The organism is Intrasporangium sp. (genome assembly GCF_035688975.1).
Classification (GTDB): domain Bacteria; phylum Actinomycetota; class Actinomycetes; order Actinomycetales; family Dermatophilaceae; genus CALMNV01.
Genome location: NZ_DASSMH010000051.1, coordinates 18,780 through 36,839, shown reverse-complemented (window position 1 = coordinate 36,839; position 18,060 = coordinate 18,780). Strand labels below are relative to the sequence as shown.

At 72.7% G+C, this 18,060-nt stretch carries 18 protein-coding genes and 1 pseudogene; 8 read left to right on the top strand and 11 right to left on the bottom strand.

The window, feature by feature from the left end; translation table 11 throughout:
* Positions 1-39: 39 nt before the first annotated feature.
* The 6 genes from VFJ94_RS05315 to paaA form a co-directional block, all read right to left on the bottom strand.
* Complete coding sequence (locus VFJ94_RS05315; RefSeq protein ID WP_325003155.1) at positions 40-1,014, bottom strand: hypothetical protein; 975 nt, start codon at positions 1,012-1,014, stop codon at positions 40-42.
* A 204-nt stretch (positions 1,015-1,218) separates the two neighbouring features.
* Positions 1,219-2,409 (bottom strand): 1,2-phenylacetyl-CoA epoxidase subunit PaaE, encoded by a 1,191-nt coding sequence (gene paaE / locus VFJ94_RS05310; protein ID WP_325003154.1) that lies wholly within the window; start codon positions 2,407-2,409, stop codon positions 1,219-1,221.
* 14 nt (positions 2,410-2,423) lie between these two features.
* On the bottom strand, positions 2,424-2,939 hold the full coding sequence (paaD, locus tag VFJ94_RS05305; RefSeq protein WP_325003153.1) for a 1,2-phenylacetyl-CoA epoxidase subunit PaaD: 516 nt from the start codon (positions 2,937-2,939) through the stop codon (positions 2,424-2,426).
* Positions 2,939-3,763: a 1,2-phenylacetyl-CoA epoxidase subunit PaaC gene (paaC, locus tag VFJ94_RS05300; protein ID WP_325003152.1), complete on the bottom strand. Its 825-nt coding sequence runs from the start codon at positions 3,761-3,763 to the stop codon at positions 2,939-2,941. Before paaC ends, paaD begins: the two co-directional genes overlap by 1 nt.
* On the bottom strand, positions 3,760-4,050 hold the full coding sequence (gene paaB / locus VFJ94_RS05295) for a 1,2-phenylacetyl-CoA epoxidase subunit PaaB (RefSeq protein ID WP_325003151.1): 291 nt from the start codon (positions 4,048-4,050) through the stop codon (positions 3,760-3,762). Before paaB ends, paaC begins: the two co-directional genes overlap by 4 nt.
* Positions 4,047-5,093, bottom strand: a complete 1,047-nt coding sequence (gene paaA, locus VFJ94_RS05290) for a 1,2-phenylacetyl-CoA epoxidase subunit PaaA (RefSeq protein ID WP_325003150.1) — start codon at positions 5,091-5,093, stop codon at positions 4,047-4,049. The genes paaB and paaA overlap by 4 nt, the downstream gene beginning before the upstream one ends.
* Positions 5,094-5,165: 72 nt before the next feature.
* On the opposite strand from paaA, the gene VFJ94_RS05285 reads away from it, so the two are divergent.
* Genes VFJ94_RS05285 through VFJ94_RS05260 form a run of 6 tightly spaced genes read left to right on the top strand, consistent with a single transcriptional unit; the run spans position 5,166 to position 9,740 of the window.
* Positions 5,166-5,837, top strand: a complete 672-nt coding sequence (locus tag VFJ94_RS05285; RefSeq protein WP_325003149.1) for a GNAT family N-acetyltransferase — start codon at positions 5,166-5,168, stop codon at positions 5,835-5,837.
* Complete coding sequence (locus VFJ94_RS05280; RefSeq protein WP_414654566.1) at positions 5,834-6,568, top strand: AzlC family ABC transporter permease; 735 nt, start codon at positions 5,834-5,836, stop codon at positions 6,566-6,568. Before VFJ94_RS05285 ends, VFJ94_RS05280 begins: the two co-directional genes overlap by 4 nt.
* On the top strand, positions 6,565-6,879 hold the full coding sequence (locus tag VFJ94_RS05275; RefSeq protein WP_325003148.1) for an AzlD domain-containing protein: 315 nt from the start codon (positions 6,565-6,567) through the stop codon (positions 6,877-6,879). Before VFJ94_RS05280 ends, VFJ94_RS05275 begins: the two co-directional genes overlap by 4 nt.
* A gap of 1 nt (position 6,880) precedes the next feature.
* Positions 6,881-7,630 carry a (Fe-S)-binding protein gene (locus VFJ94_RS05270; RefSeq protein WP_414654565.1) on the top strand — a complete coding sequence of 250 codons (750 nt, stop codon included), beginning with the start codon at positions 6,881-6,883 and terminating at the stop codon, positions 7,628-7,630.
* Positions 7,627-9,075 (top strand): LutB/LldF family L-lactate oxidation iron-sulfur protein, encoded by a 1,449-nt coding sequence (locus VFJ94_RS05265; RefSeq protein ID WP_325003146.1) that lies wholly within the window; start codon positions 7,627-7,629, stop codon positions 9,073-9,075. Before VFJ94_RS05270 ends, VFJ94_RS05265 begins: the two co-directional genes overlap by 4 nt.
* Positions 9,072-9,740 (top strand): LutC/YkgG family protein, encoded by a 669-nt coding sequence (locus tag VFJ94_RS05260; protein WP_325003145.1) that lies wholly within the window; start codon positions 9,072-9,074, stop codon positions 9,738-9,740. The genes VFJ94_RS05265 and VFJ94_RS05260 overlap by 4 nt, the downstream gene beginning before the upstream one ends.
* Before the next feature lie 238 nt (positions 9,741-9,978).
* Here VFJ94_RS05260 and dapB read toward each other — a convergent pair whose 3' ends face one another.
* Complete coding sequence (gene dapB, locus VFJ94_RS05255) at positions 9,979-10,779, bottom strand: 4-hydroxy-tetrahydrodipicolinate reductase (protein ID WP_325003144.1); 801 nt, start codon at positions 10,777-10,779, stop codon at positions 9,979-9,981.
* A gap of 478 nt (positions 10,780-11,257) precedes the next feature.
* On the opposite strand from dapB, the gene VFJ94_RS05250 reads away from it, so the two are divergent.
* A complete protein-coding gene (locus tag VFJ94_RS05250; protein WP_325003143.1) occupies positions 11,258-12,508 on the top strand; it encodes a hypothetical protein in 1,251 nt (416 codons plus the stop codon).
* Between the two features lie 50 nt (positions 12,509-12,558).
* Here VFJ94_RS05250 and VFJ94_RS05245 read toward each other — a convergent pair whose 3' ends face one another.
* Entirely contained in the window at positions 12,559-14,856 is a 2,298-nt protein-coding gene (locus tag VFJ94_RS05245; RefSeq protein ID WP_325003142.1) for a polyribonucleotide nucleotidyltransferase, read from the bottom strand.
* A 166-nt stretch (positions 14,857-15,022) separates the two neighbouring features.
* A complete protein-coding gene (rpsO, locus tag VFJ94_RS05240) occupies positions 15,023-15,292 on the bottom strand; it encodes a 30S ribosomal protein S15 (protein ID WP_325003141.1) in 270 nt (89 codons plus the stop codon).
* Between the two features lie 243 nt (positions 15,293-15,535).
* On the opposite strand from rpsO, the gene VFJ94_RS05235 reads away from it, so the two are divergent.
* A complete protein-coding gene (locus VFJ94_RS05235; RefSeq protein WP_325003140.1) occupies positions 15,536-15,691 on the top strand; it encodes a DUF6131 family protein in 156 nt (51 codons plus the stop codon).
* Between the two features lie 524 nt (positions 15,692-16,215).
* Here VFJ94_RS05235 and VFJ94_RS16530 read toward each other — a convergent pair.
* Positions 16,216-16,398: pseudogene (locus VFJ94_RS16530) on the bottom strand (helix-turn-helix domain-containing protein); the annotation flags it as partial.
* Between the two features lie 216 nt (positions 16,399-16,614).
* Complete coding sequence (gene lpdA, locus VFJ94_RS05230) at positions 16,615-18,012, bottom strand: dihydrolipoyl dehydrogenase (protein WP_325003139.1); 1,398 nt, start codon at positions 18,010-18,012, stop codon at positions 16,615-16,617.
* Positions 18,013-18,060 lie beyond the last annotated feature (48 nt).

The following is an 18,060-nucleotide window of genomic DNA, read 5'->3' as shown; positions in this document are numbered from 1 at the left end:
TCCGGGCCGGGGCACGGCATACCGCACACAGCGCCGGCGTCACACGACGATGCCGCGGACCAGCGCGCAGCCGGGGCGTCGGCAGGGCCGCGGTATGCCGCGCCAGCCGCGGGCCCGGAGGATGTCGACCAGCTCGGCGGCCAGCTCGCACGGGGTCAGGGCGACGTCCGGCCAGAAGACGCGCACGGTGAGCCACCCCTCGCGGGCGGACGCCCGGTCACGGCGACCGTCGCGCTGACGTCCGACCCAGCCCTCGTGCCCGAGGCGGCCGTCGACCTCCACGATGAGCCTGACCTCGTCATACGCGTTGTCGCGGCGCGTGGAGCCGGTCCCGGGGTCCTGGCGACGCGCCTCGGGCAGCCCGTGCGCGCGCTCGACGTCGTGCACATAGCGCCACTCGGCGGGGCTCTCCACGCCGAGCCCGACCCCCGTCAGCCCCTCGAGCAGGAGCCGCCGATGGGCCTGCCCGGGGCGGCTGTCGAGGGCCGCGGCCAGCGACTGCGTCGACACGAGGCCCTTCTGGCAGGCCCGCGCCACGAGCCCCACGATTCGGTCCATGGGCCGGCCACCCGCGAGGTCGAGCACGGCGTGCTCCGCGGTCACGCGGTGAGGCCAGGCGCTCGGGTGCACCCGCTCGAGCATGTGGCGACTGCGCGTCACCTCGATGCCCGGACGTGACGTGCCGCGGCGGCCGGCGGGCACGACGACGGTGACGCCTCCGGTCGGCTCGGAGACCAGCCCCCAGGCATGACCGGCGCTCGGACCGCACAGCGCGGCCGGTGCGCCGACGCACAGGAGCGCGGCGACTGCTCGCATCTCCCAGTCGTCCCTCCCCGGCATGGTGAGGTAGACCCCGGGATGGACCGCCAGCCACCGACCCGACGCCACCCGCCACGCGATCGCGTCGTCCGTGAAGCCGCCACCATGCGCCTGGGCGCGCGTGAGCAGCCCCGCCTGCCCGGCGATCCGCGCCGCGAGCAGCCGGTCGACCCCCTCCCTGCGGGCGTCACGCATGCAGCCATGATCGGCGGCCGGGCGCCCGGGGCGGCCGGCCCATCCACAGGCAGCGGCCCCCCGACGGGCCTGTGTGCGGCCGCCCCACGGGCCTGTGTGCGGCCGCCCAACGGGCCTGTGTGCGGTCGTCCGAGTCGGGGCACGGCATACCGCACACAGCACGCCACGGCAGCACCGCGACCGCGCCACCACGCTCGCCCGGGGTCAGGCGTCGTAGTCCAGGGACACCTCGTCGGTCACCGGGTGGCTCTGGCAGGCGAGCACGATGCCGGCGGCGACCTCCTCCGGCTCCAGCGCGAAGTTGCGGTCCATCCGCACCTGGCCGGAGACGAGCCGCGCCCGGCAGGTGCCGCACACGCCGCCGGTGCACGAGTAGGGCGCGTCGGGCCGCGACCGCAGGGTGGCGTCGAGGATGGACTCCTCGCGCGTCGGCATCGGGATGACGGTCGTGCGCCCGTCGAGGTTGACGGTGACCACTGCCTCGGGAGGAGCAGTGTCGTTGACGACCACCTTGGCCCGCGGCGCGCCGTCGTCGACGTGGAAGATCTCGTGGTGCACGTGGCGCGGGTCGACGCCGCGGTCGAGCAGCAGCGCCTCCGCCTCGAGCACCATGCGGTAGGGCCCGCACAGGTACCACTCGTCCACCGTCGCCGGTGGCACCAGGGTCGCGAAGATCCGCTCCAGACGCTCGCGGTCGAGCCGACCGGAGAAGAGCTCGACGTCCTGCGCCTCCCGGGACAGGACGCTGACGAGGTGAAAGCGCTCGGGGAACCGGTTCTTGAGGTCCTCGAGCTCCTCGAGGAACATGATCGTGCCCGTCCGGCGGTTGCCGAAGAGGAGCGTCACACGCGACCCCGGCTCGTCCTCGAGGGCCGTGGTGATCAGCGAGAGGACCGGCGTGATGCCCGAGCCCGCCGCGATGGCGACGTGGTGTCGTATGCCGTCGGGCCGGGTCGGGCAGGTGAACGACCCGAGCGGCGTCATGACCTCCATCCGGTCGCCCGGGCGCACGACGTCGGTGAACCACGTCGACATCCGGCCGCCCGGCACGCGGGCGACCGCGACTCTCAGACGGCGCGATCCGCCGGGCGCGTTGCGGGACTGGCAGATCGAGTAGGACTGGCGCACCTCCTCGCCGCCCAGCACGGCCCGCACCGTGAGGTGCTGGCCCGGCTCGAACGCGTACTCCTCGACGAGGTCGCCCGGGACCGCGAAGGTCACGGCCACCGCATCGTCGGTCAGCCGCTCGACCGCAGCCACGGTGAGCGGATGGAAGCGGCCGCGGTGCCGGCCTCCCGGCCCCGCCACGGCCGCCCCGGGGGCCACGGGCGCCCCGCCCTCCGCGCCGTCCGCCGGGGGCGTGCGGACGCCGACCGGGTCGGTGGTCTCGGTCATCGAGGGCGCCTCACCTAGAGCGCCTTGAACTCGTCGAACGGCTCCCGGCACGCCTCGCAGCGGCGCAGCGCCTTGCAGGCCGTCGAGCCGAAGTGGGAGATCTCGGTCGTGTCCGTGGACCCGCAGTGCGGGCAGGCCACGACGTGCCGCCCGAGCTCGACGGGCACCGGCCCCGCAGGCCCGGCGCTCCGCACCGGACCGGCCGGGCCGGGCGGGACGATCCCGAAGCGGCGCAGCTTGTCCCGGCCAGCCTCGGTCACCCAGTCGGTGGTCCAGGCGGGCGAGAGCCGGGTGCGGACCGACACGGCATACCCGAGCGCCCGCGCCTCGAAGTCGACCCGCGCCGCGATCGCCTCCATGGCCGGGCACCCGGAGTAGGTCGGCGTGATCGTCACCGTCACCGTGCGGGCCTCCTCGTCGACCTGCACGTCGCGCAGGATGCCGAGGTCGGCGATCGTGACGACCGGCACCTCGGGGTCGGGGATGCGCGAGATCGCCTCGGAGACAGGCACGCTCACCGTCGTGGCCATCACCAGCTCGCCCCGGGGTGGGAACGGGCGACGTGCTGCAGCTCGGCGAGCAGGAAGCCCATGGGGCGCGAGTGGATGCCGTCGCGCCCGCCTCGGGAGCGCCACCGGGCCGGCTCCGGCATGCTCAGGGTCGCCTCGTCGACGACGCGCTCCACGGCGGCGAGGACCGTCGGCCGTGCCTGCGACGGCAGCCGCCGCAGCACGCCGCACTCGACGGCCGCCCGGGCGTGCGGCTCGTCGTCGAACAGCTCGTCGACGTAGGGCGCCACCCAGTCGAGGGCCGCCTGCATCCGGCGGTGCGACTCGTCGGTGCCGTCACCGAGCCGCAGCACCCACTGGCGGGCATGGTCGAGGTGGTAGCGCACCTCCTTGACGGCCTTCTCCGCGACCCCCGCCGCCACCGGGTCGGCCGAGCCGGCAAGCGCTCCGCCGTAGAGGTCGAGCTGGTAGGCGGAGAACCAGAGCAGGCGGGCCATCTCCTGGGCGAAGTCCCCGCGCTCCTGCTCCACGAGGTGGACGTTGCGGAACGCGCGTTCGTCACGCAGCATCGCGAAGTCGTCCTCGCCGCGCCCCGTCCCGTCGAGCTCGCCGACCCTGGGATAGAGGGCCCGCGCCTGCCCGAGCAGGTCGAGGCAGATGTTGCCGAGCGCCATGTCCTCCTCGAGCTGCGGCGCGTTGGTGAGCCACTCACCCAGCCGTTGGGCGTAGACGAGCGCGTCGTCGGCCACCGCGAGCAGGTATGCCGCAGAGCCGAGCTTCGCGGTGCCCTCGCTCGGGGCCTCGCTCGGGGCCTCGCTCGGGGCGCGAGTGCGGTCGTCCGTCATAGGTAGTCGACGTCCTCGGGCACGTCGTAGAACGTCGGGTGGCGGTAGACCTTGTCGGCGGCCGGGTCGAAGAAGGCGTCCTTCTCGTCGGGGCTGCTCGCGGTGATCGCGTCGGCGCGGACGACCCAGATCGAGACGCCCTCCTGCCGGCGCGTGTAGAGGTCGCGCCCGTTGCGCAGGGCCATCCGCTCGTCCGGCGCGTGGAGCGAGCCGACGTGCACGTGCGAGAGCCCGCGCTTGGGCCGGACGAAGACCTCGTAGAGCGGCCAGGGCCTCTCCTCGCTCACGCGGCACTGCCCTCCCGCACGGCAGCCCGCTTCGCGGCATACGCCGTCGCGGCCTCCCGGACCCAGGCGCCCTCCTCGTGGGCGTGCCGCCGGTGGGCGATCCGCTCCGCGTTGCACGGGCCGTCGCCCCGGAGCACGCGCCAGAACTCGTCCCAGTCGACCTCGCCGAAGTCCCAGTGCCCGCGCTCCTCGTTCCAGCGCAGCTCGGGGTCGGGCAGCGTGAGGCCGAGCTTGTGCGCCTGCGGCACCGTCATGTCGACGAACTTCTGGCGCAGGTCGTCGTTGCTGAAGCGCTTGATGCCCCAGGCCATCGACTGCTCGGTGTGGCCGCCCTTGGTGGCGGCCACACCGGTGTCGCGGGGGCCGAACATCGCCAGGGCCGGCCACCACCAGCGGTTCGCGGCGTCCTGCGCCATGGCCTGCTGCGCCTCGGTCCCCCGCATCAGCGTCCAGAGGATCTCGAAGCCCTGCCGCTGGTGGAACGACTCCTCCTTGCACACGCGGATCATGGCCCGCGCGTAGGGGCCGTAGGAGCACCGGCAGAGCGGCACCTGGTTCATGATCGCCGCGCCGTCGACGAGCCAGCCGATGGCGCCGCAGTCGGCCCAGGTCAGCGTCGGGTAGTTGAAGATCGAGGAGTACTTCTGCCGACCGTCGTGCAGCCGGTCGAGCAGCTCCGCCCGGTCGATGCCGAGGGTCTCGGCGGCCGAGTAGAGGTAGAGCCCGTGACCGGCCTCGTCCTGCACCTTGGCGACGAGGATCGCCTTGCGCCGCAACGAGGGGGCGCGGGTGATCCAGTTGCCCTCCGGCTGCATGCCGATGATCTCGGAGTGCGCGTGCTGGGCGATCTGGCGGATGAGGGTCTGGCGGTAGTCCTCCGGCATCGCGTCACGCGGCTCGATGCGCTGGTCGGCCGCCAGCAGCGCGTCGAAGTCGCCCCCGACCTCGGCGCGGCGGTCCTCGTGCTCCCGAGCGTGGTCATAGGCGCCCGTCTCGGCCGCGTTGAGCGGCTCGTTCGGGTCGATGACGTCGTTGCCGTACATGCGTCCAGTATGCGAGATGGTCGACAGGGCGGGCAAAGGGGCCGGCCCGGGGGCCCTGCGACAATGCCCGACGTGGCGCCCTCCCAGCACGCACCCGACCCGGCCGACGGGCCCGACGACCCGCACGCCCACCCGCACGAGCACTCCCACGCGCACGAGCACCCCCACGCGCACGACCCCGGGCCACTGGCCGACGCGAGCGTCCGACTCGCCCGCCCGGCCGACGTGCCGGCGGTGGCCCTCGTGCAGTCGGTCGTGCTGCGGGAGGCGTATGCCGCCGTCCTCGCCCCCGAGGCGGTCGCCCAGCTCGAGCCCGGCGCCCTGGCGGCGGTGTGGCGCCGCTCGCTCGCCGAGCCGCCCACCCCCGACCACGTGCTGCTCGTGGCGTGCGCCGGCGAGCAGGTCGTCGGCTTCGCGGCCGTCGGCCCGTCGAGCGACCCGGACGCGACGGCCGAGACCGCCGAGCTGCTCGTGCTCGGCGTCCACCCCGCCGCCCGGCGCCAGGGCCACGGGTCGCGCCTGCTCAACGCCGCCGTCGACACCGTCCGCGGCCGGGGCCGCACCGAGCTCGACGCCTGGCTGCTCGCCTCGGACGACGCCGGGCGCGCCTTCCTCCTCGCCGCCGGCCTGCAGCCCGACGGGGCACACCGCGCCAGGGTCGTCTCCCCCGACGGTCGGGCCGAGCGCGAGGTCCGGCTCTCGGCGCGGGTGGACGACTCCCGCCAGCATGGAGCGGACACGTGAGCGGCCCGCCCGACGCCGTCTCCCTCGGCTCCGCCCCGCTCGACCCCCGCCCGCTCGACGCCTCGGTCCGCCGGTCCGTCGTGCGCCAGGGTGTCTCCGTCGGCGTCGCGACGGGTGCCTACGGCGTGAGCTTCGGGGCGCTCGCCGTCGCTGCCGGGCTCGACGTGGGGCAGGCGATGGCCCTGTCCGCGCTGATGTTCACCGGCGGCTCGCAGTTCGCCTTCGTCGGCATCGTCGCGGGCGGCATGGGCGCGGCACCGGCCGCCATCGCGGCGTCGTCGATGCTCGGCATCCGCAACGGCCTCTACGCCCTGGAGCTCACCCGGCTGCTCGGAGTGCGCGGCCTCCGGCGCCTGGCAGCGGCGCACCTGACCATCGACGAGTCCACGGCCGTGGCCATGGGTCAGCGCGACGTGCGAGCGGCCCGCGTCGGCTTCTGGGTCACGGGGGCCAGCGTCTTCCTCCTCTGGAACGCCATGACCCTCCTCGGGACCCTGCTCGGCAACGCCATCGGCGACCCGCGCACGTGGGGCCTCGACGCCGCGGCGTGCTCGGCGTTCACGGCACTGCTCTGGCCACGCCTGCGCAGCCGCGACACCGTGGCCATCGCCGTCGTGGCCGCTGTCGTGGCGGTCACCCTCTCCCCCGCGCTGCCACCCGGCATACCTGTCATCGTCGCGGCCTTCGCCGCCCTGCTGGCGTGGCGGTCCCCCGGAGAGGCGCGCGCGTGAGCCAGTGGACCGCCGTCCTCGTGGCCTCGGGGATCGCCTTCTCGCTCAAGCTCGCCGGGCACCTCGTGCCGCGCGCGCTGCTCACCGGCCAGCGGACGAGACGGGTGACCGCGGCCCTGCCCGTCGCGCTGCTCGCCGCGCTCGTCGCCACCCAGGCCCTGACCGGGCACGGCGGCGCACCGGTGCTCGACGCGCGCCTCGCGGCGGTCGGCGTGGCCGTGGCCGCGCTCCTGCTCCGCGCGCCGTTCATCGTCGTCGTCGTGGCCGGTGCGGTGACGGCTGCCGGCCTGCGCGCGCTCGGTTGGCAGTAGCGTGTCGGCCGTGAGAGTCGCTCTGTTCGCCACGTGCTTCAACGACACGATGTGGCCCTCGACGCCCAAGGCCGTCGTGACCCTGCTCGAGCGGCTCGGCTGCAGGGTCGAGTTCCCCCGCGCACAGACCTGCTGCGGCCAGATGTTCACCAACACCGGGTATGCCGCGGAGGCCATCCCGCTCGTGCGGTCCTTCGTCGACGTGTTCGCGTCCTACGACGCCGTCGTCGTGCCGTCGGGATCCTGCACCGGCTCGATCCGCGAGCAGCACGCCGGCCTCGCCCGGAGAGCGGCCGACCCCGGACTCGAGGCCGCGGTCGGCGAGGTGGTGCCCAAGGTGTACGAGCTCACCGAGTTCCTCGTCGACGTGCTCGGCGTCACCGACGTCGGCGCCTACTTCCCCCACCGGGTGACCTACCACCCGACCTGCCACTCGCTGCGGATGATCCGCGTCGGCGACCGGCCGCTGCGGCTGCTGCGTGCCGTGCGGGGCATCGACCTCGTGGAGCTGCCCGCGGCGGAGGAGTGCTGCGGCTTCGGGGGGACCTTCGCGATGAAGAACGCCGACGTCTCCGTCGCGATGGGGGCGGACAAGGCCCGGCACGTCCGCGAGACGGGCGCCGAGGTCCTCGTCGCGGGCGACAACTCGTGCCTCGCGCACATCGGGGGCCTGCTGCATCGGCAGCGCGCCGGCGTGCGGACGCTGCACCTGGCCGAGGTCCTGGCCGCGACCGAGGAGGACGGGGAATGAGCCGCACCTTCGTGGGCCTGCCGAAGTTCCAGGAGGGCGCCCGCAAGGCGCTCGCAGACACGCAGCTGCGCCGCAACCTCGCCCACGCGACGGCGACGATCCGCACGAAGCGGGCCAGGGTCGTCGGGGAGGTCGGCGACTGGGAGGACCTGCGGGTCAAGGCAGCCGAGACCAAGGACCGCGTGCTCGCGCACCTCGACACCTACCTGCTCGAGCTCGAGGCCCGGCTCACCGACGCCGGCGCGACGGTGCACTGGGCCCGCGACGCGGCCGAGGCCAACGCGATCGTCGTCGATCTCGTCCGGGCCACCGGGGCCGACGAGGTCGTCAAGGTCAAGTCGATGGCCACCGTGGAGATCGAGCTCAACCAGGCGCTCGAGGCAGCGGGGATCGCCGCGTGGGAGACCGATCTCGCGGAGCTCATCGTCCAGCTCGGCGACGACCTGCCGAGCCACATCCTCGTCCCGGCCATCCACCGCAACCGCTCCGAGGTCCGGGAGGTCTTCCGGCGCGAGATGGGCAAGGTGGGGCGCCCGGCCCCGGAGGACCTCAGCGACGAGCCGGCCCGGCTCGCCGAGGCCGCCCGGCTCCATCTGCGCGAGAAGTTCCTGCGCGCCAAGGTGGCGGTGAGCGGCGCCAACTTCGCCGTCGCCGAGACCGGCACCCTCGTCGTCGTCGAGTCGGAGGGCAACGGCCGGATGTGCCTGACCCTCCCGGAGACCCTCATCTCCGTCGTCGGGATCGAGAAGCTCGTGCCGACGTGGGAGGACCTCGCCGTCTTCCTCCAGCTCCTCCCCCGGTCGAGCACCGGCGAGCGGATGAACCCCTACACGTCCATGTGGACCGGGGCGACCGAGGGCGACGGGCCGCAGGACGTGCACGTCGTCCTCGTCGACAACGGGCGCACCAACGTCCTCGCCGACCCGGTCGGGCGCCAGGCGCTGCGGTGCATCCGCTGCTCGGCCTGCCTCAACGTGTGCCCGGTCTACGAGCGGGTCGGTGGCGTGGCCTACGGCTCGGTCTACCCCGGCCCCATCGGCGCCGTCCTCGGTCCCCAGCTGCGGGGCCGGCAGGGCGCGCTCGAGCAGTCCCTGCCCTACGCCTCGACCCTGTGCGGCGCCTGCTTCGACGTGTGCCCCGTGCGCATCGAGATCCCCGACCTGCTCGTGCACCTGCGCACCAAGGTCGTCGACGACCACCGGGGCGGCCGGCCGACGGCCGAGGGCCTGGCGATGAGGGCCGGAGCGTTCACGCTGTCCAAGGCCGGGCGGCTGGAGAAGGCCCAGAACCCAGCCACCACCGTCGGTCGCCTGCTCGGCGGGCGTCCGTCGCTGGGCCGCCTGCCGTGGCCGCTGTCGGCCTGGAGCGACGCGCGTGACGCCCCGGCGCCACCCAAGGAGACCTTCCGCCAATGGTGGGCCGCGAACCGAGGAGGTCGGGCGTGAGCGCGCGGGAGGAGGTCCTCGAGCGGATCCGGTCTGCCCTGCAGGTCCCGGGCACGCATCATCCCCGCACCGACGGGCCCCCGCGGACCCCGGGCCTGCCCGTGCCGACCGACCCGGATGCCGTCCTCGACCTGTTCGTCGAGCGGGTCGCGGACTACCGCTCGGTCGTGGAGCGCGCCCGCCCCGGGCAGGAGGCCGCGGCCGTCGCAGCCGCGCTGTCCGGGCACGGCATACGGCGCGTCGTCGTGCCCCGCGGGCTGCCCGACGACTGGGTCGAGGCGATCGCCGGCGCGGGCATCACGGTGACCCACGAGCACGACGTGACCGAGCACGCCCTGCTCGAGGACGTCGACGCGGTCGTCACCGAGGCGACCGTCGGCATCGCCACCACCGGCACCATCGTCCTCGACCACTCGGCCGGCCAGGGCGCCCGGCGGCTGACCCTCGTGCCGGACGCGCACCTGCTCGTCGTGCGCGCCGACCAGGTCGTCGCCGACGTGCCAGAGGCCGTCGCCCGCCTGCGGGAGGCCGTGCTGGCTGGCCGCCCCCTCACCTGGATCAGCGGCCCGAGCGCGACGAGCGACATCGAGCTCGACCGGGTCGAGGGCGTGCACGGCCCACGGACCCTGCACGTGGTGCTCGTCGACCCGCCCGGCGCCGGCTGAGCAGACGCTTCGCCCGGCTCAGTGGCTGCAGTCCTCGCACGTGCAGTCGGCGCACGTGCAGTTCTCGCAGGTGCAGCCGGGCGGGCAGTTCTCGCACGTGCAGGCGCCCGTCGTGGTTGCGGCCTGGTCGCGATGCTGGACGTCCATCGTCGTGCTCCTCACGTCGTCGTTGCGCCCAAGTCTCCGCCCCGGCCGCGGGTGGGACAAGCCCCGGCTCGGGCCGCTCAGCGCAGGCCGCTCAGCGCAGGCCGAGGTAGTGCTCGAGTCCCACGGTGAGCCCGGGGTGGTCGGCGACCCGCCGCACCCCCTCGAGCACTCCCGGCATGAACGAGGCCCGCTCGAAGGAGTCGTGCCGGATCGTCAGCGCCTCGCCCGCGTTGCCGAGCAGCACCTCCTGGTGCGCCACGAGCCCGCGCAGGCGCACGGAGTGGACGGGTATGCCGTCCACGCGGCTCCCGCGCGCACCGCCCGGATCGTGCGTCGTCGCGTCGGGCACGGGGCCCAGACCGGCCTGGGCGCGCGCCTCCCCGAGGAGCCGGGCCGTGCGCGCCGCGGTCCCCGAGGGCGCGTCCACCTTGTCGGGGTGGTGCAGCTCGATGACCTCGACCGACTCGTAGAACCGCGCCGCCTGGGCGGCGAAGGACATCATCAGGATGGCGCCGATCGCGAAGTTCGGCGCGATGAGCACGCCGACCCCGCCGCCCGTGCGCGCCGGCCCGGCGGCTGCGAGCTGCTGCCGGAGGGCCTCGAGCCGGGCGTCGTCCCAGCCGGTCGTGCCGACCACGACGTGCGCCCCCCGCTCGACGCAGTGTGCGACGTTCGCGGGGGACGCGTCGGGCACGGTGAACTCGACGACGACGTCGGCCCCCGCGAGGTCGCCGAGGTCGTCGCCGTCGTCGAACCGGCCGACGAGCCGCAGGCCCTCGGCGGCCTCGATCGCGCGGCATACCTCCGAGCCCATGCGACCGCCCGCCCCGATCACCGACACGGTGGCCGCTCTCGTGCCGGGCTGCTCCTCGACCTGCTTCGCCTCGCTCATCCCGTCAGCGTAGTGAGGCCCGAAACCTCCGCACCTCGAGGTCGCCGCCGCGGCCTGCCCCACCCCGTCGACTGGCCACTTGTGCACAACCCGCCGAGCCAAGACCCCGTCGACTGGCCACTTGTGCACATCCCGCCGAGCCAAGACCCCGTCGACTGGCCACTTCCGCACATGCAGCCCTGTACCAAAGTGGCCACTCGACCGGAGCGGGGCGCCCCCCGGGACGAAAGTGGCCACTCGACCAGGGAGTGGGGCTGCACCTGGGACGAAAGTGGCCACTCGACCGGGGAGGGGGGCTGCCCCCGGGACGAAAGTGGCCACTCGACCGGGGAGGGGGCCCACGATCCGTCAGAATCACAATGTGCGGTCAGGCAAGCGGCGCCCTGCGGGCCGGTCCCATCGTGAGCCACCACCTCGGGTATGCCGGCATGGTGCAGGCCCCCGAGGGCGGGCCCGACGCCGCACGTGGCTGCCGACCGTGGTCCTCGCGGTGGCCGCCGCGCTCGCCGTGGCCTCGTGCGACGCAACCGCGGTCGCTGGTCGCCCGTCGACGGGCGTGCCCTCTGCCGGCGACCGCGCCGCCGCCGCGGGGCCGCCCTCCGGGACCGGCGCGCCTGCCGCTCCGGTCCCGCGCACCAGCAGCGTCGTGCAGGGACTGCATCCGTATGCCGGTGCTGGCGCGGGCCACCTCACGGGTGCGGCCCTGCGGGCGAAGCGACTCGTCTACGTGCCCAACCAGCTCTCCGGCACGGTGCAGGTCATCGACCCCACGACGTACCGCGTGGTCGCGCGCCTCCCGGTGGCGGCCTCGCCGGAGCACGTCGTGCCGTCGTGGGACCTCGGCCGGCTGTGGGTCAACTCCGACGCGGGGGACGCGCTCACGCCCATCGACCCGTCGACCGGCCGGCCGGGCAGTCCGGTGGCGGCCCGAGACCCCTACAACCTCTACTTCACCCCGGACGGTCGGTCCGCCCTGGTGATGGCCTCCCGGTTCCGGGCCATCGACGTGCGCGACCCCAGGACCATGCGGCTGCTCCGCTCGGTCCCCGTGCCGATGTGTGCGGGGGTCAACCACGCCGACTACACCGCCGACCTGCGCCACCTCCTCGTCAGCTGCGAGTTCAACGGCCGTCTCCTCGTCCTCGACGCGGGCGCCACGAAGGTCCTGCAGGTGCTCGACCTCAACGGCATACGGACACCCGGCGCCACGCCGCCCGCACACGCGCACCTCATGCCCGGACCGAAGTCCCAGCTGGTGGCCGGCGCGTCAGCCATGCCCCAGGACGTGAGGCTCACGCCGGACGGCAGGTGGTTCATGGTCGCCGACATGCTGCGCAACGGCGTGTGGTTCGTCGACGCGGCGAGGCGGTCGGTGCACCACTTCGTGCCCACGGGGCTCGGCACGCACGGCGTCTACCCGTCCCGGGACGGCAGGCGGGTCTTCGTCACGAACCGGGACGCCGGCTCGGTCGGCGTCTTCGACGCCGCGAGCAACTCGCTCGTCGCGACCTGGCGGCTCCCCGGGCGGGCCACCCCCGACATGGGCGGGATCTCGGCGGACGGCTCCGAGCTGTGGCTGACCGGCCGGTACACCGCGGAGGTCTACGTCATCGACACCCGGACCGGCAGGCTCCTGCACCGGATCCCCACCGATGCGGGGCCGCATGGACTGCTCGTGTGGCCGCAGCCGGGGCGCTTCTCCCTCGGCCACACCGGCAACACACGCTGAGCGGCCCGGCACCCCCCGTGGGGGCACCGGGCCGCGTCGGCGCTCGTCCGTCAGATGACGGCCGCGGGCTCGGTGTCCTCGGTCGTGGAAGCGCCGCCGTCGCCTCCCGCGTCGCCCTCGCCGTCCGGCAGGACCGCGGCGAGCGAGAGCTTGCCACGCGGGTCGATCTCCTTGAGCTCGACCTGGATCTTCTGGCCGATCTTGACGACGTCGTCGACGCTGTCGATCCGCTTGCCGCCGACGAGCTTGCGCACCTCGGAGATGTGCAGCAGGCCGTCCTTGCCGGGGAGCAGCGAGACGAACGCCCCGAAGGTGGTCGTCTTGACGACCGTGCCGAGGAAGCGCTCCCCGACCTCCGGCATCTGCGGGTTCGCGATGGCGTTGACCGCGGCGCGAGCCGCCTCGGCCGACGGACCGTCGACGGCTCCGATGTAGACGGTGCCGTCGTCCTCGATGGAGATGTCGGCGCCCGTGTCGTCCTGGATCTGGTTGATCATCTTGCCCTTCGGGCCGATGACCTCACCGATCTTGTCGACCGGCACCTTCACCGTGATGATCCGCGGCGCGAAGGGGCTCATCTCGTCGGGCACGTCGATGGCCTCGGCCATGACGTCGAGGATGTGCAGCCGCGCATCCCGTGCCTGGTTCAGCGCCGCGGCGAGGACGGAGGCCGGGATGCCGTCGAGCTTCGTGTCGAGCTGGATGGCCGTGACGAACTGCTTGGTGCCGGCGACCTTGAAGTCCATGTCGCCGAACGCGTCCTCGGCCCCGAGGATGTCGGTGAGGGCGGCATACGCCGTGACCTTCTCGCCGTCCTCGTTCACGATCTCGTCGGAGACGAGGCCCATCGCGATGCCCGCGACCGGGGCGCGCAGCGGCACACCGGCGTTGAGCAGCGAGAGGGTCGAGGCGCAGACCGAGCCCATCGACGTGGACCCGTTGGACGACAGGGCCTCGGACACCTGACGGATCGCGTAGGGGAACTCCTCACGCGTCGGCAGGACGGGCATCAGGGCCCGCTCCGCCAGCGCGCCGTGGCCGATCTCGCGGCGCTTGGGCGACCCGACGCGGCCGGTCTCACCGGTGCTGTAGGGCGGGAAGTTGTAGTTGTGCATGTAGCGCTTGCGCGTGACGGGGCTCAGCGTGTCCAGCTGCTGCTCCATCTTGAGCATGTTGAGGGTCGTGACGCCCAGGATCTGGGTCTCGCCACGCTCGAAGATGGCCGAGCCGTGCACGCGCGGCAGGACCTCGACCTCGGCCCCGAGGGCGCGGATGTCGGCCAGGCCACGGCCGTCGATGCGGACCTTGTCGCGCAGGATCCGCTGGCGGACGAGCTTCTTCTGCACCGCGCGGAAGGCGGCCGACAGCTCCTTCTCGCGGCCCGCGAACGACTCGGCGAGCTGCGCCTTCATGGCGCTCTTGATCTCGTCGAGCCGGTCCTCGCGCTCGGTCTTGGCCGGGATCCGCAGCGCGGCGGCGGCGTCATCGGACACCGCGGCCTCGACGGCGGCGTAGGCGTCCTCCTCGTAGTCGAGGAAGACCGGGAAGTCCTGCACGGGCTTGGCGGCCTTGGCCGCGAGCTCGGCCTGCGCGTCGCAGAGGAGCTTGATGAATGCCTTCGAGGCCTCGAGACCCTCAGCCACGACGTCCTCGGTCGGGGCCTGCTTGGCCTCGTTCTTGACGAGGTTCCACGTGGCCTCGGTCGACTCCGCCTCGACCATCATGATGGCGACGTCGTCGTTGCCGTCCTTGTCCTTGACGACGCGGCCGGCCACGACCATGTCGAAGACCGAGCGCTCCGCGTCCGAGAAGTGCGGGAAGGCGACCCACTGGCCGTCGATGAGGCCCACGCGCACCCCGCCGATCGGGCCGGAGAAGGGCAGGCCCGAGATCTGCGTCGAGGCCGACGCGGCGTTGATGGCGAGCACGTCGTACTGGTGGTCGGGGTTCAGGGCGAACACCGAGATGATGACCTGCACCTCGTTGCGCAGGCCCTTCTTGAACGTCGGGCGCAGCGGTCGGTCGATGAGGCGGCAGGTGAGGATCGCGTCGGTGGACGGGCGGCCCTCGCGACGGAAGAACGAGCCGGGGATCCGCCCCACGGCATACATGCGCTCCTCGACGTCCACCGTGAGCGGGAAGAAGTCGAACTGGTCCTTGGGCGTCTTGCCCGCGGAGGTGGTGGACAGCAGCACGGTGCCGTCGTCGATCGTCTCGTCGAAGAGGTATGCCGTGACGGCGCCCCCGGCCTGCTTGGCCAGCCGGCCGGTCTCGAACCGGACCGTCTTCGTGCCGAGGGAGCCGTTGTCGATGACGGCCTCGGCGAAGGTGATGTCTGGACCCTCCATGTGGGCCCTCGCTTTCTTTTTCTCATGTTCCCTCGCACATCGTCGTTGTGTGCGTGGCGTCCTTCGAGCCGGGCCTCATGGCCCGGCGGCTGCCCGCGTCGCGGGCGGCACCTACGACGAAAGGCGGTCTCCGCGGGGACGCGGTGACCGCCTTTCGTCGCTCAGCTCATCGGCGCAGGCCGAGGCGCTTGATCAGGGAGCGGTAACGCTCGATGTCGGTGGCCTCGAGGTAGCGAAGCATCCGCTTGCGGCGGCCGACCAGCAGGAGCAGGCCGCGCCGGCTGTGGTGGTCGTGCTTATGCGTGCGGGAGTGCTCGGTGAGGTCCTTGATGCGCTGCGTGAGCATCGAGATCTGCACCTCGGGGGAGCCGGTGTCGCCCTCGGTCGTGGCGTACTCGGTCATGATCTGCTTCTTGACGTCAGACTCCAAAGGCATGGGCATCCAGCTCCTTGTTCTTGTCGTTGCGCGGTGCACCAGGGCATGTCCACCTGGGCGCTCTCGGTCCGCGGCCGGTCACACGGCACGGACCAGACTAACAGCGGCGGCGGGCCCGCCCTAATCGAGCCGTTCGGGCGGTTTCACACACGCCACAACGGCACCTACTGTTGCAGGGCGCCATTTAGCGATACCTTGCGAATCCCCCGGGGAGTTCCCAACCAGAAGGAGTGGATCAGCACCATGATCGTTCTCGGACTCATCCTCCTGATCGTCGGTCTCATCGCCAAGATCAGCATCCTCACGACCATCGGGGTCATCCTCCTCGTCGTGGGCGCCGTCCTTGCGGTGCTCGGCGCGACGGGTCGCGCGATCGGCGGCCGCAAGCACTGGTACTGACGGGTCCACCCCGACCAGCCTCGGGTCGACAGCGGCGTCGCACCGTGCGGCACCGGACGCCCCCGCCCCACCGGCGGGGGCGTTCGTCGTCTCCGGAGAGGAAGGGCACAGTCCTGCTCCTCTGTACGCACGACGGTGTCTCCTTCTGCGCGGCGAAGCGCGGCGTCCCCTCCAGCGCGGCGCCGACGCTCCTCGACTGCGCTCCACCACCGCGTGCGGCCATACATCCGCTCGCGCCGGCGCTGGTGCAGCTGCTCGGTCGTCGGATGGTCAGGCAGCGCCGGAACGAGGCGCTCCTCAGGCCCCCGAGCGCCCCGGCGCCGGTCGCGCTCCGACCTTAGGTGATACCACGCTTTGGCCGGCAGCCGGTCGTAGCGCGGGTACCAGGCGCGGTGCCGTGGCACGTCGTCAGGTGGCCGCACGTCAAGGTGAGCCGGAAAGCGTCGGCCGGCGTTGTCGCGCACCGCGTCCGCTGGGAAGGGCGGCACCTCACGCCCGGCGCCGTCGAGGACGGCCACCCGAAGCCCCGCGAGCGCCAGGATGGCGTCCAGCAGCTCCGCTGACGCGCGGCGCTGGCCGTTCTCGAGCCGCGCGACCGTCGAGGGCGCAACCCCCAACCGCTGGGCGAGCTCACGCTGGCTGAGGTCCGCCACGCGTCGTGCGCGCGCGATGTACGCGCCGGCCTCGCAGCTCGTGCTGTACCCCATGAGATGTCCTTCCTCGTGGGCGACCCGTCGTCGTCCTGCACCCGAGACTGGCACCCGGCGCCGACACCGCCCCTGCTGCCGGCCCGTGGGCCCGGCTACGCGGGCAGACCCACCCTGCCCGCTCACTACGCCACTGCTCCCGCTGAGGCAGCAGTGGCGTGGTGAGCGGCAGGGGAGTGTGCTTTCCGCCAGCGGGCTGCTCAGAGGTTGGTCATGTCAGAGGTTGATCATGTGGCCGGCGATGCCCTCGATGGCTTCCTTCATGGCCTCGCTCAGGGTGGGGTGGGCGAACACGTTGCGGGCCACCTCGTCCGCGGTCAGGTCCCACTGCTGGGCGAGCGTCAAGGCGGGCAGCAGCTCGGTCACCTCCGGACCGATGAGGTGCGCCCCGAGGAGCTCATTGTGGGCCGCATCGGCGACGATCTTGACGAAGCCGACGCCCTCGGCCATGCCACGGGCCTTGCCGTTGGCGGAGAAGGGGAAACTCGCCGTCTTGACGTCGTAGCCCTTCTCCTTGGCCTGCTCCTCGCTGTAGCCGAACGAGGCGATCTGCGGCTGGCAGAAGGTGGCGCGCGGGATCATGTCGAAGTTGATCTCCATCGTCTCCGCGTCGGCGATGGTCTCGGCCGCCACGACGCCCATGGCCTCTGCCGTGTGGGCAAGCATGAGCTTGCCGGTGACGTCGCCGATGGCGTAGACCCCGGGGACGCTCGTGCGCCCACGGGCGTCGACGTCGATCGCGCCACGGGGAGTCATGGTCACCCCGAGCGACTCGAGCCCGTAGCCGTCGACGCGCGGGGCGAAGCCGATCGCCTGGAGCACCTTGTCGGTCTCGAGCACCTGCTGGCTGCCGCCTGCGGCGGGGCTCACGGTGACCTTGACCTTGTCGCCCGAGTCGTCGATGGACTCCACCTTCGTCGACAGCAGGACCTTGACGCCGAGCTTCTTGTACTGCTTGAGCAGCTCCTTGGACACGTCGACGTCCTCGGTCGGCACCATCCGGTCGAGGAACTCGACGATGGTGACGTCGACGCCGAAGTTCTTCATGACATAGGCGAACTCGACGCCGATGGCCCCGGATCCGGCGATGACGACCGACTCGGGCAGCTCGTCGCTGAGGATCTGCTCCTCGTAGGTGACCACGCGCTGAGAGAGCGACGTGCCGGGCACGAGGCGGGTCGTGGCGCCCGTGGCGATGATCAGGTTGTCGCAGGTCAGCGACCGCGTGGAGCCGTCGTTGAGGGCGACGTCGATCGACGTGGGCCCCGTGATGGTGCCCCAGCCGTCGACCTCCTCGATCTTGTTCTTGCGCATGAGGTAGTGCACACCCTTGGCACTGGCGTCGGCGACGGCGCGGCTGCGCGCATGCGTCGGGCCGAACGACATCGTGGCGTCGCCCTCGATCCCGAAGGTCTTCTTCTCATGGGTGATGATGTGGGCGATCTCGGCGTTGCGCAGCAGCGCCTTGCTCGGGATGCAGCCCACGTTGAGGCAGACGCCGCCCCAGTACTTCTTCTCAACGACCGCCACCCGCTTGCCGAGCTGGGCGGCACGGATCGCCGCGACGTAGCCACCGGGACCGGCACCGAGCACCACCACATCGAAATCAGCCATGGCGACACCCTAGCGGGGCGAGCACGCAGCGCCCGGCGGCGTCGTCGG

Coding starts and splice junctions, on each gene's coding strand:
- VFJ94_RS05245 (WP_325003142.1), bottom strand. CDS start 14,856: ATGGAGGGTCCAGACATCACCTTCGCCGAGGCCGTCATCGACAACGGC.
- VFJ94_RS05235 (WP_325003140.1), top strand. CDS start 15,536: ATGATCGTTCTCGGACTCATCCTCCTGATCGTCGGTCTCATCGCCAAG.
- lpdA (WP_325003139.1), bottom strand. CDS start 18,012: ATGGCTGATTTCGATGTGGTGGTGCTCGGTGCCGGTCCCGGTGGCTAC.
- dapB (WP_325003144.1), bottom strand. CDS start 10,779: ATGAGCGAGGCGAAGCAGGTCGAGGAGCAGCCCGGCACGAGAGCGGCC.
- paaD (WP_325003153.1), bottom strand. CDS start 2,939: ATGGCCACGACGGTGAGCGTGCCTGTCTCCGAGGCGATCTCGCGCATC.
- paaC (WP_325003152.1), bottom strand. CDS start 3,763: ATGACGGACGACCGCACTCGCGCCCCGAGCGAGGCCCCGAGCGAGGCC.
- VFJ94_RS05265 (WP_325003146.1), top strand. CDS start 7,627: ATGAGCCGCACCTTCGTGGGCCTGCCGAAGTTCCAGGAGGGCGCCCGC.
- paaA (WP_325003150.1), bottom strand. CDS start 5,093: ATGTACGGCAACGACGTCATCGACCCGAACGAGCCGCTCAACGCGGCC.
- VFJ94_RS05315 (WP_325003155.1), bottom strand. CDS start 1,014: ATGCGTGACGCCCGCAGGGAGGGGGTCGACCGGCTGCTCGCGGCGCGG.
- paaE (WP_325003154.1), bottom strand. CDS start 2,409: ATGACCGAGACCACCGACCCGGTCGGCGTCCGCACGCCCCCGGCGGAC.
- rpsO (WP_325003141.1), bottom strand. CDS start 15,292: ATGCCTTTGGAGTCTGACGTCAAGAAGCAGATCATGACCGAGTACGCC.